The organism is Granulicella mallensis MP5ACTX8 (assembly GCF_000178955.2).
Lineage (GTDB): Bacteria > Acidobacteriota > Terriglobia > Terriglobales > Acidobacteriaceae > Granulicella > Granulicella mallensis.
The window spans coordinates 3,718,575-3,738,083 of the sequence record NC_016631.1; the positions used below are offsets into that span (position 1 = coordinate 3,718,575).

The 19,509-nt window shown below is 57.1% G+C and carries 13 protein-coding genes; 7 read left to right on the forward strand and 6 right to left on the reverse strand.

Annotation, left to right across the window (positions count from 1 at the left end; translation table 11 throughout):
* Window positions 1-218 precede the first annotated feature (218 nt).
* Window positions 219-1,865 carry an FAD-dependent oxidoreductase gene (locus tag ACIX8_RS14985; protein ID WP_014266202.1) on the forward strand — a complete coding sequence of 549 codons (1,647 nt, stop codon included), beginning with the start codon at window positions 219-221 and terminating at the stop codon, window positions 1,863-1,865.
* Between the two features lie 12 nt (window positions 1,866-1,877).
* A complete protein-coding gene (locus ACIX8_RS14990; RefSeq protein ID WP_014266203.1) occupies window positions 1,878-3,344 on the forward strand; it encodes an ATP-binding protein in 1,467 nt (488 codons plus the stop codon).
* A gap of 216 nt (window positions 3,345-3,560) precedes the next feature.
* Here ACIX8_RS14990 and ACIX8_RS14995 read toward each other — a convergent pair whose 3' ends face one another.
* The 3 genes from ACIX8_RS14995 to ACIX8_RS15005 form a co-directional block, all read right to left on the reverse strand.
* The gene (locus ACIX8_RS14995; RefSeq protein ID WP_223295346.1) at window positions 3,561-4,637 is read right to left on the reverse strand and encodes a glycoside hydrolase family 43 protein; all 1,077 of its coding nucleotides are present in this window, start codon (window positions 4,635-4,637) and stop codon (window positions 3,561-3,563) included.
* Window positions 4,638-4,716: 79 nt separating this feature from the next.
* A complete protein-coding gene (locus ACIX8_RS15000) occupies window positions 4,717-5,823 on the reverse strand; it encodes an NAD(P)H-dependent flavin oxidoreductase (RefSeq protein ID WP_014266205.1) in 1,107 nt (368 codons plus the stop codon).
* Between the two features lie 178 nt (window positions 5,824-6,001).
* Window positions 6,002-9,388, reverse strand: a complete 3,387-nt coding sequence (locus ACIX8_RS15005) for a S41 family peptidase (RefSeq protein WP_014266206.1) — start codon at window positions 9,386-9,388, stop codon at window positions 6,002-6,004.
* Window positions 9,389-9,810: 422 nt separating this feature from the next.
* Here ACIX8_RS15005 and ACIX8_RS15010 point away from each other — a divergent pair, with 422 nt between their 5' ends.
* From ACIX8_RS15010 to ACIX8_RS15025, 4 genes are all read left to right on the forward strand, one after another.
* Entirely contained in the window at window positions 9,811-11,154 is a 1,344-nt protein-coding gene (locus tag ACIX8_RS15010; protein ID WP_223295347.1) for a TolC family protein, read from the forward strand.
* The gene (locus ACIX8_RS15015) at window positions 11,151-11,411 is read left to right on the forward strand and encodes a YtcA family lipoprotein (RefSeq protein ID WP_014266208.1); all 261 of its coding nucleotides are present in this window, start codon (window positions 11,151-11,153) and stop codon (window positions 11,409-11,411) included. Before ACIX8_RS15010 ends, ACIX8_RS15015 begins: the two co-directional genes overlap by 4 nt.
* A gap of 122 nt (window positions 11,412-11,533) precedes the next feature.
* The gene (locus ACIX8_RS15020) at window positions 11,534-12,733 is read left to right on the forward strand and encodes an efflux RND transporter periplasmic adaptor subunit (RefSeq protein ID WP_014266209.1); all 1,200 of its coding nucleotides are present in this window, start codon (window positions 11,534-11,536) and stop codon (window positions 12,731-12,733) included.
* 3 nt (window positions 12,734-12,736) lie between these two features.
* A complete protein-coding gene (locus tag ACIX8_RS15025; protein WP_014266210.1) occupies window positions 12,737-14,809 on the forward strand; it encodes an FUSC family protein in 2,073 nt (690 codons plus the stop codon).
* 26 nt (window positions 14,810-14,835) lie between these two features.
* Here the strand turns inward: ACIX8_RS15025 and ACIX8_RS15030 are convergent, their stop codons facing one another.
* Window positions 14,836-15,558: an XRE family transcriptional regulator gene (locus ACIX8_RS15030; RefSeq protein ID WP_014266211.1), complete on the reverse strand. Its 723-nt coding sequence runs from the start codon at window positions 15,556-15,558 to the stop codon at window positions 14,836-14,838.
* Window positions 15,559-15,630: 72 nt separating this feature from the next.
* Complete coding sequence (locus ACIX8_RS15035; protein WP_014266212.1) at window positions 15,631-16,560, reverse strand: winged helix-turn-helix domain-containing protein; 930 nt, start codon at window positions 16,558-16,560, stop codon at window positions 15,631-15,633.
* A gap of 264 nt (window positions 16,561-16,824) precedes the next feature.
* Between ACIX8_RS15035 and ACIX8_RS15040 the strand changes: the two genes are divergently transcribed.
* Window positions 16,825-17,313, forward strand: coding sequence for a hypothetical protein (locus ACIX8_RS15040; protein WP_014266213.1), 489 nt, complete (start codon window positions 16,825-16,827; stop codon window positions 17,311-17,313).
* Window positions 17,314-17,673: 360 nt separating this feature from the next.
* Here the strand turns inward: ACIX8_RS15040 and ACIX8_RS15045 are convergent, their stop codons facing one another.
* Window positions 17,674-19,509 carry a carboxypeptidase-like regulatory domain-containing protein gene (locus ACIX8_RS15045; RefSeq protein WP_014266214.1) on the reverse strand — a complete coding sequence of 612 codons (1,836 nt, stop codon included), beginning with the start codon at window positions 19,507-19,509 and terminating at the stop codon, window positions 17,674-17,676.

The following is a 19,509-nucleotide window of genomic DNA, read 5'->3' on the forward strand; positions in this document are numbered from 1 at the left end:
CTGTACTCCATGGATGCGGCCCTCGGCCCCTTATAGGTACCGACCAGAGAAGGCTACCATATACGACTCAGTGTTGAGAACCGGCAGATGCCTGATTTGCCGGGAACTACCTCGAAATGGGCATGGATCCCATGAATAATCGTTTCTGAACCTCTACACGTCTATAACTCATCCAACAGATGTGCAATATCCTATAAAAAGCGCAAGATCATAACGATATGGCGAAACCGATCCTTCTAGCGGTAGATGACGACGTCAGCGTACTTGAGACTGTCGTCCAGGACCTGCGCCGAAAATACGGAAAAGACTACCGCATCCTCCGCGCGGCGTCCGGACAGGCCGCACTCGATACCTGCCAGCAACTCAAAGAACGTGGCGATGTCATCGCCCTCTTCCTCTCCGACCAGCGCATGCCCGGCATGACCGGCGTCGACTTCCTCGAAAAAGCCATCCCGCTCTATCCTGACGCGAAGCGCGTACTCCTCACCGCGTATACAGACACCGAAGCCGCGATCCGTGCCATCAACTCCGCACGCATCCACTACTACCTGACCAAACCCTGGGATCCGCCAGAGGACAAGCTCTACCCGGTCCTCGACGATCTCATCGCCGCCTGGAACGACGGACATAAGCCCGCTTATGACGGCCTGCAGCTTATCAGTGCTCGCTGGGGCGCGGGCGACCATGAGACCCGCAACTTCCTCTCACGCAACCTGATCCCCTTCAAGTGGCTCGACCCCGAAAAGAACCCCGAGTGCCTGGATCTTCTCTGCGAAAAGCAGCTCGATGACGCCAAGCTTCCCGTGGTTCTCTTCCCGGATGGCTCATCACTCGTGCAACCCTCCATGACCGAGCTTGCAGCGAAGGTGGGGCTCCGCACGCAGGCCCGGCAGGAGCACTATGACGTGGTCGTTGCGGGAGCAGGTCCCGCAGGACTCGCGGCAGCCGTCTATGGCGCATCCGAAGGGCTTAAGACCCTCATCATCGACTCCCTCGCCCCCGGCGGTCAGGCAGGCTCTTCGTCCAAGATCGAAAACTATCTCGGCTTCTCGCAAGGCATCAGTGGCGAACGGCTCGCTAAGGAGGCCTACATCCAGGCCATCCGCCTTGGCGCAGAGTTCATGACGCAACGCGTCTGCTCCATCCGTTCCGAGAATGGATATCACATCGTCAGGCTCGCGGATGGACGCGAAGTCTCCTGTCGCGTGTGTCTCATCGCCACTGGCGTTGAGTACTGCAAGCTCGACATTCCGGGTGCAAAGGAATTCTCTGGTGCAGGTCTTTTCTACGGGGCCGCACTGACCGAAGCTGCATCGTGCGCCCAGCAGGAGATCTATATCGTTGGCGGTGCCAACTCGGCCGGACAGGCTGCAATGTACTTCTCACGCTCAGCGGCCCAGGTCCGCATGCTGGTCCGCGGCCCCTCGTTGGAGCGCAGCATGTCCCGCTACCTGATCGAGCAGATTGAAAAGACCTCCAACATTGCGGTCGAACATCACACGCAGATACGCGAGCTCAAAGGCAATGGCCATCTCGCGGAGATCGTGCTCGAGACCCCCAACGGATTCGAGACGCGTCCAGCGACCTCCGTCTTTGCCTTCATCGGAGCAGCGCCCAAAACCGGATGGCTTCCCGACTGTGTAGCCCGCGACCCCAAGGGGTTTGTGCTGGCTGGTCCCGATCTGAAGACCAAGGCCGGAAATCTTTGGAAGTATGAACGTGATCCCTATCTTCTGGAAACAACGGTTCCCGGCATCTTCGTTGCTGGAGACGTTCGCTTCGGCTCCGTGAAACGTGTAGCCTCCTCTGTCGGAGAGGGCTCCATCGCCATCCAGTTCGTCCACCAATATCTTGCAACACTCTAACGAGGCAACAACGTGACCCCCTCAGCCATTTCACCCCATCCCGTGACTTCGACACTTTCGCCCGAGACCATCGCACGTCTCGCCGACGTCTCGATCCTGGCCTCACTCGACGAGACCACTCTGCATTGCCTCGATGGCGCGACCGAAGTCCATCTTCCTGCTGAGGAGGTTCTCATCCAGCAGGGCGAAGCCGCGCGTTTTTTCTGGATTCTGCTCTCCGGCTCCATCACCATATCGAATACCTCCACCGATGGCCAGGAGACTACGCAGCACACCATGCACCAGGGTGTGGCCTTCGGTGAGGTCCAGCTCCTCGCCAACATCGCCTCTGCCGCGACATACCGTGCCGCAAGCGATTGCGAGCTCCTCCAACTGGATGAAGAGCAGTTCTGGCTCCTTATGACGAGTTGCCCCGAAGTCCGCAAGGCGATCCTGGGCAACATGGCCATGCGCCTGGCCAAGCTCCAGGCAACTACCTTTCACCAGGAGAAGATGGCCTCCCTCGGCACCCTTGCTGCTGGGCTTATGCACGAACTCAACAATCCGGGTGCCGCCGCGCGCCGGGCCTCCTCTCAGCTACGCGAAAATCTGCTCCGCATGCATGCTCTCACCGCCAAGTTTTCCAAGACAGATATGACGTACGAGCAGAAGCAATGCATGTTCGACCTCCAGGAGTTTGCACTCGGAGCATCGCTGCCCCAGCCACTCAGCTCCATCGAGCAGGCTGACGCGGAAGAGGCTCTCACCGCATGGATGGAAGACTCCCAGATCGAGGACGCCTGGAAGATGGCCCCCACACTCGTCTCCATCGGCATACAAGCCCAGGACCTGGAGCACGCACGCATCACTTTTACCGGAAGCATGTTTTCGGACTCTATCAGTTGGCTCGTGGCGTTAATCTCTTCCATGCAACTTGTAGGCATCGTGGAAGAGAGCATCACCCGCGTGACAGATCTGGTCCAGGCGGTCAAAAGTTACGCCTACGAGGGTCGCGGCGAAAAACAGACCATCGACGTGAACGCCAGCATTCACGCTACTCTCGTAATCCTCAGCCACAAGATCCGCGAAAAGCAGCTTACTCTCGATAAGAGCTTCTCTTCGGACCTGGTCAATCTCCAGACCGAGTGCCAGGGTCTCAACCAGATCTGGACCAATCTCCTCGATAACGCCATCGACGCCGCTCCACAGGGAGGCACGCTGACGATCCGTACCTGGACGGAACAGGTCCGCACGGGGCCGCAGACCCCACCGCGAGCCAACATCTGCGTCATGTTCCGCGACAACGGCCCCGGCATCCCTCCCGAGATCCAGTCCCGTATCTTCGATCCCTTCTACACCACTAAACCAGTAGGCGTCGGCACAGGCCTCGGCCTGGGAATCGTCTTCCGCATCGTCGAACAGTGCGGCGGCACTCTCCGCTTCACCTCTGCTCCCGGAGATACCGAGTTCGTCGTTCGCCTACCCTCGACCAGAGCCTGAGAGCAAATAGATTTCGACTAACGACAAACGGTGCAGATATTTTGCTGAGGCACAACTCGGAAGGGCGTGGCTTCAGCCACGCCGCACAGGGTCAGGACTAACTCCTTTCCGCTCTGCCGAAGGCCGGAGTGAAGGCGCAGCCACAACGACTGAATTGCTTTCTTTAGTCGTTGCAAAACAGTCGCGCCAGCCTTGGGTACAACCTTGATGAAGGCTCTAATGCTTGTTGGACTGAGGAGACAGAAGCCGAGGCTTCGGCCCTTCTTTCGTCATCTTGACCGTTTCAATATTGCCCTCCGCATCGAAGTGCATCGAGTCAATGGCCATCACCCGTTCGTTCGGCCCCGTCGTTCCAAGAGGATGACGATGATAGACGATGTACCAATCATCCGTTCCCGGAATCTGAACCACTGAGTGATGCCCCGGCCCGTTCGCAATAGCCGGGTCCGTCCCCAGGATCTTGCCGATGCGCTCGAACGGGCCCGTCGGACTGTTGCTCTTCCCATAAGCGACCCCATAGCTTGAGTCGCCCCAATCGCCCTCCGACCACATGAAGTAGTACACGCCCTTCCGTTTGATCATGAACGGCCCCTCGACGTAATTCCCCGGCGTGATCTCCTTGTACATCGAGCCGTCCTTCATGGGAATCACACTCTTCAGGTCGGGCGAGAGACGGGCCACATTGCAGTGCCCCTGTCCACCGTAATAGAAATAGATCGACCCATCATCGTCCTTGTACACCATCGGATCGATCGGCTGAGCTCCATTGTGAAACTCGCCGATGAGCGGTTTGCCCAGCGCGTCCACGAACGGCCCACCCGGCTGATCACTAACGGCCACACCGATTCCGCCGAGAAAGGTGTCGCTCTTCTGGATGTCGTTTGCAGCGAAGAAGAGATAGTACTTGCCGTTCAGATGGATGGCCGTCGGTGCCCAGATCGCGTAGGCCGCCCAGGAGACATTCCTGATGTCCAGCACGTCTTTATGCTTCGTCCAGTGCACGAGGTCAGGCGAAGAGAAAGCATCCAGAGACGTATGCAGCAGATAAACCGGATGCACAACATGCCCGCTACGCAGTCTCTGCTGCAGGGGATTGAAGCTTCGATGCTCGTCGCTATCCGGGTTAGGACTGGAAGACGTTGGATAGATCCAATACTGCCCCGCAAAGATGCGGATCTCAGGATCGGCATACCATCCCTGCTGTGCAAGATTCGCGTTAGCCTGCGCCCATCCGGCGGAGACGAATGGCAGCGAGGCGAAGAGTACAAGGGTAGTTCGAAGATATCGGTACACAGTCCATCCAGTCATACGAGTCCATCAGGCCGGCAGATGAGAAGCTATAAGTCATCTCAATTGAAGGCTTGGAAAAAGATCAAAGCGATAGGTTCCGATAGAGCTCATCCGTTTCCCGAATCAAACTCTCCATCAAAGCTTCCACCGTAGTATGACGGATCAAAGCTGCCGCTTGCCCCGCCCAGAGTGGCAAAAAGTCCGTACGCTCCTGCCTCGTAGCAGCCTCTGTATACGGACGCATAAGAGCTCTTTGCAGTGGGTACGGTAACGGGTCAAGCGCTGATTTGTCCATGTCGTTCATGAAACGGTTTCGGATACCACGAGCCAGTCTTCCGCTGAAGTAGCGACTAAGCCCGGTCGATCTTACCGCATCCGAAAGAAGTGCCCGACGATGGAGTGGGCCGATACCCGATCCCTCACAAACCAGAAAGGCAGTCCCGACCTGAACGGCATCCGCTCCAAGAGCAAATGCAGCTACGATGCCGCGTGCATCCGCAATACCACCCGCCGCTATCACCGGAATCCCTACGGTATCTGCGACCTGCGGGATCAATGCAAAGGTTCCTGTGAGAGAAGCCTCGGCAGGAGACAGGAAGGATCCCCGATGCCCTCCTGCCTCAAAGCCAGAGGCAACAACCAGGTCCATCCCCGCATCGGCAACGGCTTTCGCTTCGTCTCCGGTTGTAGCCGATCCGATCGTGACGATGCCAGATGTACGACACGCTTCCAACACAGACTTCGGAGGAATCCCAAAGATAAAACTCGCGACAGGCGGGCGAGCCTGCAAGAGAGCATCGACCTGAGCATTGAAGTCCGGGGCGCTGAACTTCGGAGCTTCGGGTGTTGGAATATTCAGCTCTGCGAAATAGTGTTGAGTTGCCAGCACACTCGCTTCGATACGGGCGCCCGTCGTTGAGGGAGCAGCCTCATCGTAGGTAGAAACCCAGAGATTGATGGAGAAGGGCTTGTCCGTGGATTCGCGTAGTTGGGCCACGGTTTCCTTGATCTGAGTTGGACTCAGTTGAGCAGCACCAAAGGAGCCCAGACCACCGCTATTGGACACGGATGCTGCAAGCGCAACCGACGAGAGGCCACCGAATGGCCCCTGGATAATGGGATACCGAACGCCGAGACGCTGTGCGGCTTCACTCTCCCTCCACGGATGCTTGCGATCTACTCTCATCATCTTGACGACCTCTCTTTTAAAGAGTAGTCGGCTCTCAGAGACATTGCTCTCCGGCAACATAGAAGTACATCGAAAATCGCACGAGAGCGTGGCCCCGGTTAGGGGATGCTCTCAAAGATGATTTCGAATACATCCGAAACTCCATCCTGATCTATTGGCAATAGGCTTCGGACACCGCTCAATACTTGAACGACTTGTCCGGATATGGCGGAGCCTTTGGAACAGGCCTTGGATCGGACTGAATCTGCTGCTTCAATAACTCAATAGCAGACTGCAGTTGCGCATCACCGCCTGTAAAGGTGGCATGTGGAAGATTATCGACCGTGATATCCGGCTCAACACCATGCCCCTCGATCAACCACTTTCCTTCCGGCCCATACACCCCAGTCTCCGCCGCCGTAGCCACGCCGCCATCCGCCTGGCGATTGCTTCCACTGAGCCAGATCTCTCCGCCCCATGTGCGGGTTCCAATCACCTTCCCCATCTCGAAGCGTTTGAAGCCCTCCGTAAACGCTTCTCCGTCAGAGGCCGTCTCCTGGTCGCACAGCACAACAATGTGCCCCCGGAACGCGTCCTGCATGTTCCATGAGGGATTGCCCACCCGCGGCTGCCAGTAGAACCACGCCTTCCTTAGCAGCGTGCTCAGCAACCACGAGTCGATATTGCCGCCCCCATTATGACGAACGTCGATGATCAATCCCTGCCGGTCGAAGATCGGATAATACTCCCGCGCCCACTGATTGATATCGTCCGGCCCCATGGCACGCAGGTGAACATATCCGATCTTGCCGCCCGAATCCGACTCCACCTTCAATCGCCGCGAGTACTCCCACTCCGCATAGCGCAGATTGTTCTCATCCCCCGACTTGATGGGCTTCACCAGTACATTGCGTATCTCTCCGGTCTTCGACTTCACCTGCAGCATCACCTGCGTATCGGCCTTGCCGCGCAACAACTCGCGTTCATCCGGTACGCTCAGCAAGTCCGTTCCATCGAGGCTCACAATCACCTCGCCCTCATGCACCATCGAGTCCGGATGAGCCAGCGGAGGCGCCAGGTTCGGCAGATCCGGATCATGCAGATAGATATGTTCCACCACATAGCCACCGGCTTTTTCATCGCGCCGAAGCTCCGCTCCCAGCGCCGCCAGGCCAATTTCATCGGACGGCTTTCTCTCGTCTCCGCCATAAACAAACGTATGCAGCGCGGACAACTCGCTCACCATCTGCGCGATCACTTCGTTCAACTCGTCACGGTCCGACACCCGATCTACCAGCGGTAGATATCGGTCTCGCATCGCAGTCCAATCAACTCCGTGCATGTGCCGGTCATAGAAATAGTCCCTCTCCAGCCGCCACGCGTCCAGAAAGATCCCTCTGAACTCAGCCCTTGGCGTAGTCGAAAAGGTCCAATGCGAAAGATCGATCTTCGCCTTGCCGAGCACCTTCGGATCGCCGAGCCCGGAGGCCTTCACGTCGGAATCGACAATATAAAAATCATCCTGCTTGTGCAGAAGAATCTTCTTCCTGTCCAGCGAGACCTCATACCCTTTCACATCCGTCATCACGGTATCCACGTCATCGCCCTTGTTCGCGATGTCGAGACACTGCAACGACCTCTTCCGATCAGCCTCATCATTTGAGTTCAGCCAGCACAGCCGCTTCTCCGTAGCCTGCAGACCATCGTAGTTTCCCGCAGGAACCGGAACCTCTGTCAAACGTGCCTGGATGTCCGTGAAATCGATCTTGACCTCGGGAACTTTCTTCTTCTCCGCGTCCGCCTTTTCGGCATCTGCTTTCTCCCCGGCGTCATCTTTCTTCGCCTTGTCCTCTGCCTTGTCCTTGGTCTTGTCTGCTGCTTTCTTCTCTTTCTCTTTTTCCCGCTTCTCCTTCTCTTCCTTCTCCGGCGTCTCCGGATGCAGCTCATCGGGCGGCAGGAAAGGAGACCGAAGTCCCGATGTCAGTGCGAGTTCATAGATCTTCACCGGGCGATCAAAGTGCGGCTGTGGCATCCGTGATCCCCACGGAGACATCACCGTCGTCTTAAGCATCCTGTCCGAGAGGAAGTAGAGCCACTTGCCATCGGAGCTCCAGATCGGATTCACGCTGTTATAGCGATCGGAAGTAATCGTCGTGATCGCACCCGATTCCACATTCAACACCTTGGTCTGTGAAAACTGATTTTCCGCCGTCTCCACATACGCCAGCCACCGGCTATCCGGAGACCAGCTCAAATCCGAAAAGTCACCCGTCGTCGACTGCGCGATCCGCTTGCTCTGCTTCGTCTTCGTGTCATAGACCCAGAGTTGCTCATCCTTGTCGTGGTGAGCCAGCCATCGCCCATCCGGAGAGGGCACACCCTCCCAGCGCAGCACCTTCGCGTCGTGGGTCCATTGCTCCGGTTTACCTTCGCCATTCGCGGGATACTTCCAGAACTCCGTCTCACCGCTCTCGGTCGAAAGCGCAACAACGCTCTTTCCATCAGGCAGGAAACGGGCCCCGCGATATCGCGTCGCAGAATCGCCAGCGACCTTGATGATCCGTCCACTCCGTACAGGCAGCGTAAACACCTCGCCGCGTGCCGTGAACACGGCACTGCTGCCATCCGGCGCGATATGTACCTCCGTCAGATAACTCACGGGCTTCTTGACCCAGTGTTCGCGCATCTGGTCGAAGTCCGACATCAACGTGATCGGAATCACCGTCTCATGTCCCGTCTTCAAATCAAGAGACCACAGGTCCGCGCCGCACGCGTACACCATGTTTCCATCGGAGACAGAAGCAGCCTCAATATCGAATCCGTGCTGATGGCTCTCCTGCTTCAGGTCGTGCCCTTCCTGGTCCATGGACCAGACATTCATCACCCCATCCCGATCCGAGAGAAAGTACACGCGTCCATTCCAGAACATTGGATTGTGCGAAGTTCCCACCCAATCCGCCGCCATCGCTACAGCCTCTCCCTGTCCATCGAACCGCCATATGCTTTGAGGCCATCCGCCCTTGTAGCGTTTGGTGTTGCTCCACTGCTTCTCAAATCGCGTAAAGAACAACGTCTTTCCATCCGCCGAATACGCTGCCTCTGAACCCGTGGCCAGCGGCACCCTCTCACGTTCACCATGGCTGCCGACCAGCACCAGTCCAGGATCGGGCAGCGTTGAATAGCGATTCGTCGAAATCACCAGACGGCCATCTGGCTTCCATCCCACTGGAACTGCGCCACCATCCCAGGTCTTCCGCTGCGGCATCCCACCTGTAATCGGAATCGTATAGACCTCGTCCGGCCCCTCATACTGCGCAGAGAACGCAACTGTCAGCCCATCCGGTGAGATGCTCGCCATCCTCTCCAGACCGGGGCTGGAGGTCAACCTGTGCGCCGCACCACCATGCACGTTGACCGACCAGAGATCCCCTTCGGAGGTAAAGATCAGCGTGTCGCCATGCACTGCCGGATCGACATAATAGCCACCGTGCACCGCCTCATTCTCACTTGCATGTAGCGGCAGCAAACCAGGAATGCAGAGCACAAGAAGACTTGCAGCACAGCGAAACGCCTTCGAAGACACCATAGGCTGGAGAGTTCCTTTCGGTTCCTTAAGACCCTGCCATCGGCAAGGAATCTGACATTTCAATCTTCTGAAGGAGAATACTATCGATTTCCCAATCCAGGCCGCCAGCCGTGAAACTGGCCAAATGTCCGCAGATTGTTTCAGTAATACCTTTACATAGGTTTACGGTTCTCCAGGTGTTGGCTATGATCCAATTTAAATAGATTTGGAGAATTCTTGTGTTGGCACGAGCAGCTATGCGATGCCCGGTGACTCATTCCTCTAAACGGCCTGAACGTTTAGGACGGTGGCAATTGCGCGTGCCATTGTGGGGTTTTCTTCTAGCCCTCGTCTGCCTTGGCCCCAAAACCGCTATGGCGCAGTGTGCCGGCATCGCTTCGACACCGGGAGCTGCGGCCGATTGCGCAGCCCATGCAGTTCCGATGGACACGGTGATACAACTTGACCCTGTCCATCCCTACACCTTGGCCGAGTTGATCGACATCGCCGAGCACAACAATCCCCATACACGCATCGTATGGGAGCGCGCCAAGCAGAAGGCTGATGCGCTGGGCGTCGCAAAGAGTTCCTACTACCCTGTTCTCGCAGGTGTTGCCGCCTTTTCAGATGAACGCACCATCGAACCCTTCCCGAAGCCCTTGGCCCCCCGTGGTTACACCATGGTAGAAGTCCCGGCCGTCGTGCCCGAAGTCACGCTCGACTATCTTCTCTTCGACTTTGGACAGCGCGCGGCAAAAGTAGATGCAGCCACTGCCGAGAAGCTTGCCGCCGGAGCCAACTTTATCCAGGCCAACCAGCAAGTCGCCTTCTCCGTGGCCAGCGCCTATTACAAGCTGCTCACCGAGCAGGAACGCCTCGAAGCGGCACGCCAGACCCTGAAGACCGCCCAGGCGACGCAGGACGCCGCCGAGACACAGCTTCTCAACGGCCGCTCCACACTACCGGACGTCTTGAATGCACGTGCGGAAACCTCGCAGGCCGTCTTCGATCTCGAATCAGCCGACGGTGACGAGAAGGTTGCACGGGTAGCACTGACGGAAGAGCTCGGCGTAGAGCCCTCGCCAGACATCAACGTTGACGGGCAGAAGAATGCCCCCCTTCCTGACGCCCTGACTCTGCCGATCAACACGCTGATCGGCCGTGCCATGTCAGACCGTCCGGATCTCATGGCGCAGGTTGCAGAGATTCGAGCCGCCGACGATGCCATCCGTTCCGCAAAATCCGAATATCTTCCGAAGATCTCACTCTCGGCGAATGGAGCTCAAACCTCCATTTGGCCCACTACTGACTTCGGTCAGCTTGGAAATGCCAGTGAGCCAACATGGTCGGCAACGGTGGGCGTGCAGTGGAGGATCTTTGACGGTGGTGCGCGGAAGAACGAACTGGCTGAGGCCCGATCGAAGAAACGCGAGGCCCAGGATGATCTGAGAGAAAAGCGCGATCAGGCTACACGAGAGGTCTGGACAGCCTATATCGCCTTCCGCGCGGCACTTCGCAAACAAGATGCCGCTGTAGCGCTCCTTGCCTCCGCAAACTCTTCTTACTCCGCCTCGCTCGAAGCTTACAAATATGGAGTTAAAAATTTGATCGATGTCGTCACAGCGGAAAAGCAGTTGGCGCAGGCACGTTACTCCAGCGTCTCCGCGCGATCTCAGCTCTTTCTTGAAGCGGTCTCTCTGGAATTCAGCACCGGCAACCTGTTGCGGCCACAACCGCCGGCAACGAAGACATCAACTCCGCAACCTCAGGATGGCCAACCACAATGACCCGAAGAACTTCCATCTTCGTTCCAGCGATCTTCCTGCTTTGCACCGGATGCGGCCGCGCGCCGTCCATCGATATCATTGGTTCCTTCTTTCCCGTCTGGATGGTCTGCCTAACAATCGCGATCGTTCTCGCCTCTATCCTGCGGCTCATCTTGCTGCGCTATCAATTCGAGGCGGAGATCGGTCCCGTTGCCCTCTTCTACCCCTCCGTCGTCATCCTCTTCAGCTGCCTGCTGTGGTTGATCTTTTTTCGCTGAAGCAAATCTCCTGTAGGTGTATAGCGAAACCACGAAATTTATGGCCGTTTTTCCCCAGAAAAACGGTACTGAAAGCCCGATTCAACTACCCAGTAACAGGAGATTTGCTTTAAGGACATCGTATGGATCAAGAGACGCAAAGCACGCATCGCAAACGCCTCGGCCGCTGGGTTCTCATCGGTGTCGTCATCGCTGCGGTACTTACTCTCCTGCTGACCGTCTATCAGGTCGATCGTCACCCGCGAACGGATGACGCCAACGTCTGGGCTAACTACATTGAGATCGCACCGGAGGTTAGCGGACGGCTCGTCCAATTGCCCGTGAAGGACAATGCTTTTGTGAAGAAGGGCGACCTACTGTTCGTCATCGATCCGCGCCCCTATGAATACGCACTACAACAGGCACTGGCCGACCAGGACCTGCTGGAACAGCAGATCATCGACGAAGCACGCAAGATCGCCGCACAGAACAGCTCCGTCGACGCTGCCACCGCCGCGGTTCATGTCTCGAAGACTGGCATTCAAACCGCCAGCAGCAGCATCGATCTGGCCAAAGCCGCTGTCACTCGAGCACAGGCAGCCAGTGCCGCGGCCGAGGCGCGGTTGAAGTATGCGACCAACGACCTCAACCGCATCCAGCCCTTGCTGCAAAAGCAGTACGTCACAGTCGACCAGGTCGATCAGGCCAACACTGCTGTGCGCGTCGCGCAGGGAAACTACGACGAATCTCAGGCCGCACTCGCCCAGTCACAAGCCGCACTAAATCAGGCAGTGCTGCAGCACGAACAAGCCGGGAATACCGCCGTAGAGTCGCAGGCCCGGTTGGGCCAGGCGATCCACACCGTCGACCGCGTAGAGACCTTGATAGCGCAGAGACCCGCCAGAGCCTCCAGGGTCGACAGTGCACGGCTCGACCTCGAGCGCACGCGCGTACTCGCTCCCTTCGACGCTTACGTCACCAGCATGAATATCTCTGAAGGCGCTTACGCCCGTCCCGGCAGCCCCCTGTTTACGCTCATCGATAGCCGCAACTGGTACGTCATCGCCAACTATCGCGAGTCCAAGCTGAAAAACATCCACATCGGTTCGCCGGTCGATGTCTACGTGATGGCACATCCGGACCACAGGTTTGAAGGCCATGTGGAGAGCATCGGCTACGGCATCTTCCCCGAAGACGGCAAGCAGGCCGATGGCCTGCCCAATATCGAGCGCACCCTCAACTGGGTCCACCTCTCGGCGAGGTTCCCGGTCCGCGTGCATATTGATAATCCCGACCCAAGCCTGTTCCGCATTGGAGCCACCGCTGTCACGGTTGTGAGGTAGGGTATGGCCGCAAACCTCGGGGCTACGAGCCTAAGCACATGGATCGATCGCTTCTGGCAAGACCTGCAGCCGATGCCAGGACGGCTGAACAGCTCCCTGCGTGTCGTTCTCTCCACCGTCCTCACGCTCATCCTTCTGATGACGCTGAGGATGCCCTCTGCCTCGATAGGCCTTTACTTTGTCTTTCTCGTCGGGCGTGACTCCCCTTCAGTCTCGCTCAGGTCCGGTCTCTTCTCCGTAATAGCCTTTGCTGTTACGGTAGCTACCGTTCTCGGCGTCGTCGCCCTTACAGACAACAATCCCGTAGCACGGCTTCTGAGCGTCTCTGTAGTTGTCTTCCTCTCGGGAATGCTGATGCTCTCCACGAACCTTACAGTTCTGGCCTCCACCTGGGGATTCATCTACTGCACACTGATCGCATTCTGGGAGACACAAGCCCCCTCCGACTATCTGGTCAAGCAGTCGCTGTACCTCATCGGAACAGTCTCGATTGCAGTCCTGTGTTCTGTCGCCGTCGAATATTGCTTTGGAGTCAAACATCCCGCCACAGAGCTCCAGAATCAGCGCAGGATTCGCTACGAGGCGCTCAGCAGAATGTTCTCTCTGTACGCGCAGGGCGCTACACGGGAACAACTCACCCCAGCGGTGATCGGCGTCTCTCGCCTCGCCGCCTCGGGGCAGAACGGAATGCTGCAGCTCTACAACACCATCGTCGATCGCAAGCTTGATCCGGGAGCGCTGCCCATTGGAACGCGTGTCCGCATCACCATGCTGGCGCAACTGATGGACGTCTCCGCTGCCTTCGGCACACAAAATCTCACCGTTACAGACCCGGAGCTTCAACGCCGCTGTGGCCACATCGCCGCCCTCTGCCTGGATCTCATCCATGACATCAGGCCGAAGGCCAGAGAGCTGGAAGAGCAGAGATATACGGGAACCACCAACCTGCTCGATCGCGTCGATGAAAATCTCCACGCCATTCTCTCCATGCCCTCGGAGGTAGGGGGAGAAAAAAACAAAGAACTAGTCGCATTGCCTTCGAGCAAAACTCCTATCTTTATCCCCGGCGCTTTCACACGAAAGGAAACCGTCGCCTTCGCACTCAAGCTCAGCCTGTGCGCTACGATCTGCTACATCATTGTTCGCGCCGTTGATTGGCCAGGGATCTCTACCTCGGTCATCACGGTTGTAATTGCAGGACTCAGCACCAGTGGTGCGATTAAGCAGAAGCTCATCTTTCGTCTCGTAGGCGCTGCCATTGGTGGTCTGATCTTTGGAATAGGATCTACGATCTACCTCTTCCCGCACATGGATTCAATCACCTCCCTGGTCCTGCTCATCGCAGCCATCTCGATGCTTGCAGCCTGGTGGGCCGGCGGACGCCAGTTCAACTATGTAGGTCTGCAGATTGCGTTCGCCTTCTACCTCGTAGCTTTCGAAGGCTTCAGCTCACCCACCCAGCTTGCGCCCGCCCGTGATCGCCTCATCGGCATTCTTCTTGCGCTCGTCGTCATGGCGTTCGTCTTCGACCTGCTCTGGCCGGTACGCACCGTAACCGCCATGAGAGGCTCTCTGGCAGCGATGATGCAACTTGCTACGGACTATCTGCAGAAAGCCAGCACAATCAGCGGACTTCCCGTGCTTCGGCAAGAAGCCGATGCTATTCGCGACCAACTCGGCAAGACAGTTGGCACAGTCCGGGCCATGAGCGAAACGGTAGAGTACGAGTTCGGCGCTGACGTCAAACAACAGCTCGTCTCCAGCGAAATGATCCTAGGAGCCTCGCTGACCTTAGTCGCCTTCTTCTGGAATCAATTTGCTGTCCTGCATCGTGAAGAGGACCTCGACTTTCTACAGCAACCCGAACTCATTGCGATGCGCCTCAGGATGGCGGAGGGCATGAAGACGATGGCCAACGCAACCGTAAAAAAGACTGAATTCGCAATGATAGCTCCCGGCACACTCGTCGAAGCCTCGCTGCTCGATCATCCCCGTTATGGTGAGTTTGCCCGAAATTCAGTCGATCGATATCAAGAGCTGGAGAAGGTCGTGCTGCGTCTCACAACACTGGCATAAGTGCCAGCTTCACGGAGATGGCCCCGTTACAAACCACCCTCGCCCATCTTGTGAATCACCTGCCCGATGATGAGCACGTTGTTCAGGTCATCGCCTTCGATGAACTCATCCGGATACTTCGCCTTGTCAGGATTGTCGCTCACAACGCGCAACCGGCCGTCGGCCAACTGGTACAGCCTCTTCACCCGCGCCTCGCCCGCATAGGCCAGTGCAAAGAGCCGCTCATTCCGAATCCGCGTCATGCCCAGATGGATCACGACTTTATCGTTGTCCCAAAGCGTAGGCTGCATGGAGTCGCCGCGCACCCTGGCCACCCGGATCTCCTCCGGTTTGGCCTTCACATCCTTCAGCCACTTCCGTGTAAAGTGCAGCTTGTAGCGTGTCTCGGCAAACTCAAGAATCGGCGCACCAGGTCCACCCGATACATCCATCTCGTACACCGGAATCATCACTCCGGTCTCAGGATCGAAGTCCTCATCGTCCACCATGCCATGAATCGCAAAGGCCTCGACCTTGACGGAGCCAGGACTGCCCTCAACTCCATCCCCCTTGAGCAGGTGACGAACCGTCGTATGCAGCTTGTGTGCCGCGGCATCGAGAAACTCAGCCCTGATCTTGTCAGGCTGTGTTTCCCCACTCTCCCATTGCGAGATCGCGGCCCCACTGATGCCGATCTCGGACGCAAGCCCTCTCTGCGTATAGCCATGCGCTGTGCGGATTCGCTTAAAGCGTTCCCCAAAGTTTTCCATAGAAAAAGTTTAGCGCACTTATCAAGATAAGTGCTTGACAATAATAAAAAGCGTACTAATCAAGTAACTACCTTAGTGGACTTTGAATTCCGTAGACGCCTTCAGAGCTTTAGTTACTTCACCGGCGATATCGTTCTGGACCATCAAAATGTCGTGTAACGGACGATCGTAGGTCTCAGACCAAACCACAAACCCGTTGTCCGCGCGAACTAGTCGCGCGGCAACCCGTAGCCTGTCGCCCGATTTGCGCACGCTCCCATCGAGCACATAAGCGACGCCCAGCGTCCTGGCGATATCGGCGACGGGTATCTGTTTACCCTTGAAATAGAACGAAGAAGTCGCGCCCGGTACTCGAAGGTCCGGAATCTTGCTAAGTTTATCGATCAACTCCTCCGTCATACCATCAGCGAAGGGCTCCTCATTCATCTCTTCGGTAAGGTCGAGAAACGGCAGCACAGCAATGGATTTCTGCGTCTGCACAACAGACGCGGGCGGAGTTGGCAGGTGGCTGTTCGTGATTCTGCCATGGAACAGGAAGGCAACACCAAGCGTGAGACAAAGCGCCACGCCAGCAACCACCATGAACCCGGCCCTGAACCGCTTGCCGAATGCTGGCACATCAGGATCGGCTGATACCGCGGACTCACCAGGCAAAACTGGAGAAGACTCATCCACCCAGGGGCTGACCTTCGCCACCATCCGGTACCCTAACCGCGGCACGGTCGCGATGTAAGCGGGCTGCCTGGAATCATCTCCGAGCAGACGGCGAAGCGAAGCCACAGCCTGGTAGACGGAATCCTGAGAGACGATCACCCCAGACCAGACCTGGTTGAGCAAGTCATCGATACTGACGACCTCGCCCGCGTGCTCGGCAAGGCACAGCAGCAGTCGCATCGTTCGCGCCTCCAGCCGAGCCGTCTCACCCTCTCGTGAGATCTGACCGGACGCCGGATTGACGCACCAGTCACCGATGCGAAGCATTGTCGTGGCCGGAGCGCTCATGCGGGATCGGTGATTACCCTCTGCCTCATAGAAAGTGGCGTTCGCCGATTATACCGACAGCCTGAAGAACATCGGAAAAGCTCCGGTCACCCCTGCACCTTATGACGCCCCCCCTGACGATACAGCGTTATTTCAGAACTATTCAGAGTGTTTCAGGCCAGCCTCAGGACTTCCCAACCTCTTCTGGATACCGTAAGCCATAGCCCGCGATGAACGTCAGGTCACCTTACTAGCAAATCAAAGTGAAAGAGAGAACATCGGACAATGGAAGACTCTGTACCTGGATCATGGAGCAAAAGGAACGCGCTCCTGGCAATCGCTATAGGCGGCATGATTGCCGGAGCTTTGGACCTTACACAAGCCTGCATCCTGTTTGGATGGGACATCCCCCTCTCGATTGCGGCCGGCCTGATTGGGCCGAAGGCCCTCCATGGAGGCGCCGGCACTTATGTTCTCGGTGTCTCTTTGCACTTCGTTATTGCTCTCTCCGCAGCGACGATTTACTACGCTGCAAGCCGCAAGCTCGGCTTTCTTATAGAGCATCCGCTGGTATGCGGCTTGTTCTACGGTGCCGCCATTGAAACGGTCATGAACCTTATCGTCTTGCCGCTCTCCGCGCTCCACGCAAGAGGACCTTACGAACTTCATGACCTGCTTCAAGGCCTGCTAGTACATATGGTCGTAGCTGGGCTGCCAATCGCTTTCAGCATTCGGCGATTAGCGAATAATCCTATGCGCGCCATAAAGCCCTAGAACCTGTCATCAAGTTGCTTTTGTTTTTCTGGTTGTCATTCCGGCCCTGAGCGTAGTCGAAGGGGAGTGAACCTGCTTCCTCCCTTTTTCGCCAGTGATGCCACAAACGTTATGCTTCAACCCAAATATCGTTTCGGTTCGCGCCTACATGTTTTCGGGGGGGACGAGCGAAGAAAGGGAAAACAATAGGTCGCTCGCTACGCGCGAAATAACTGCCAGAAAAGCAAAGGCAACAACCTCTCTTTATCCAGCTACGGCACTAGCACTCAACGAATCTGCGAAATAGCCTGCGCCCAGCAGACGATAGAAATTAAGGACTTTAGCCAGAGAGACTACAACAGGCAATGCTGCCAGAAACAATTAGAAGTTGAACGCCAACCCACCCTGAAAAGCGCGCGGCATCTGGGCGAGGAACAAAGTCTGCCCATCCGGCGCGAGAACCGGCTGATAGCCCTGCTCCAGTAGGTTCGTAGCCTCTACGACCGCATCCAGTCCTTGCGGAAGAAATCTTCCGCGCCAGAGCCGTTGCCGCACATAGAAGCCCACATAGGCTTCTCCAGCATCCGCATTGTAGGCATTGACCTGCGTAAGCGTACGCACGGGCTGCCAGCGATACTCTGCCTTCAGCGAAGTTCCCGTACGCTGAATCTTTCCCCGCAACGACACGCTGGCCGCCTGAACGGTATGAGGCGCAATCTGGTTCTGGACATCGCTTACAGCGAACGACGGCTCCAGGCTGCTCCGCAACGCCGTACCCAGGTCATACTCCACCCACGCCGAGAGCGAAGACGTCAGCGGCTCTACCAGCGTGGCACTAACGCCGCGCCCGGTATATCCATCAGCCGTCAGACGGAAGGCTCCTGTTGTCGGGTCCGTAACCATTCCCAGACCGCCCGCACTCAACTCTTCGAGATCGTTGCGGTCGATCAGGCCATTGCCCTCAAGGGCTGCATTGGAAAACTCGTCATGGTAGGCAGCCACCGTGATCGAACGCTCCCCACCCAGCTTGCGGGTGATCGAAACCTCTTGATGGCTTCCCTTCGCGTCCAGTGGACGTCCCGCCGCATCGGACAACACTCCCACCGGAGGCTTCAGATCGTCCAGATCGTCGGAGCTCTGTAACGTACGGCCTGTCGCGTAGCGATACTCCACCATCACATTGGAAGTGGGCTTTACCTTGACTCGCACAAACGGTTCGGAGGTAAATCGACTTGCAGCCAACCGTTCCGCCTGGATCAGGGTTCCAGCATCGATCATGACCGCATCGCCCAGATTCAGTTGTTCTGCGCTGGCCAGTTGCAGCACCTGCAACCCGGTACCGTCTCCATAGGTCAACTCAGGATGCGACTGGTAGCTCGAGACCATCCGCATGCTTCCGCCAAGCGGCGAACGGCGCTCATAACCAGCGGTCATCTCGACTGAAGCTCCTTCTGGAACTCCCGGCCGTGGGTCGCCGATCTCGGCGCGCATAACCGTGTTATCGCCATTTCTAAGGGTGTGGTTCAGGATCAACGTCTGATGGACGCCACCTTCACCAAAAGCACCATCGCTGCCGGACACGGTTACACGACCCTGCAGGCCCAAACGATGGCCTTCCTCTGTGTCCGAGGAATTCGGTGCTTTGTCATCATCGGAGCCGACGAGCCGCAGCAGAGGACGGTTAGCCGTCGATCGCAGCGTCCACTTCCAATCGTCGACCGGTTCATCGGCACGACGCTTTTGTGCCGGCAACCAGTTTTCCGCTTCGAACAAGGTGCTCATCGTCAGGTTGACGATGGCGGCTGCGCCCGCCTGCAGCTTCAGATTTGCCCGCGTTACCGGAACAAGAAATGCCGCCGTCGCACGAATCTGATATTGCCCCGGAATGATCGAAGCCAGACGATAACGTCCCTGGTCATCCGTGAAAGCAGTGGCAATCGCACCAGCATCGGCTGAGAGCAGTTCCACCACGGCGCCCATCTGCGGTGTTCCGTGCGCGTCGCGGACTACGCCGGAAACGATGGCGTAGTTCGACGCGGCAAAGCACGACCCGGTCAAACCGAGCAATACCGCCAGCAGCATACCTGGTACAAACACTTTCACCGCGCTATTATGCCCTCGCGCGCCCGACTCTCCAAAGATGGACGTCCCTGAAGTACCTGAGACGCTGGTGCCTGTGCTATGAAGCTGGCCATCGCGATCCGGTCTGCGTGGCAT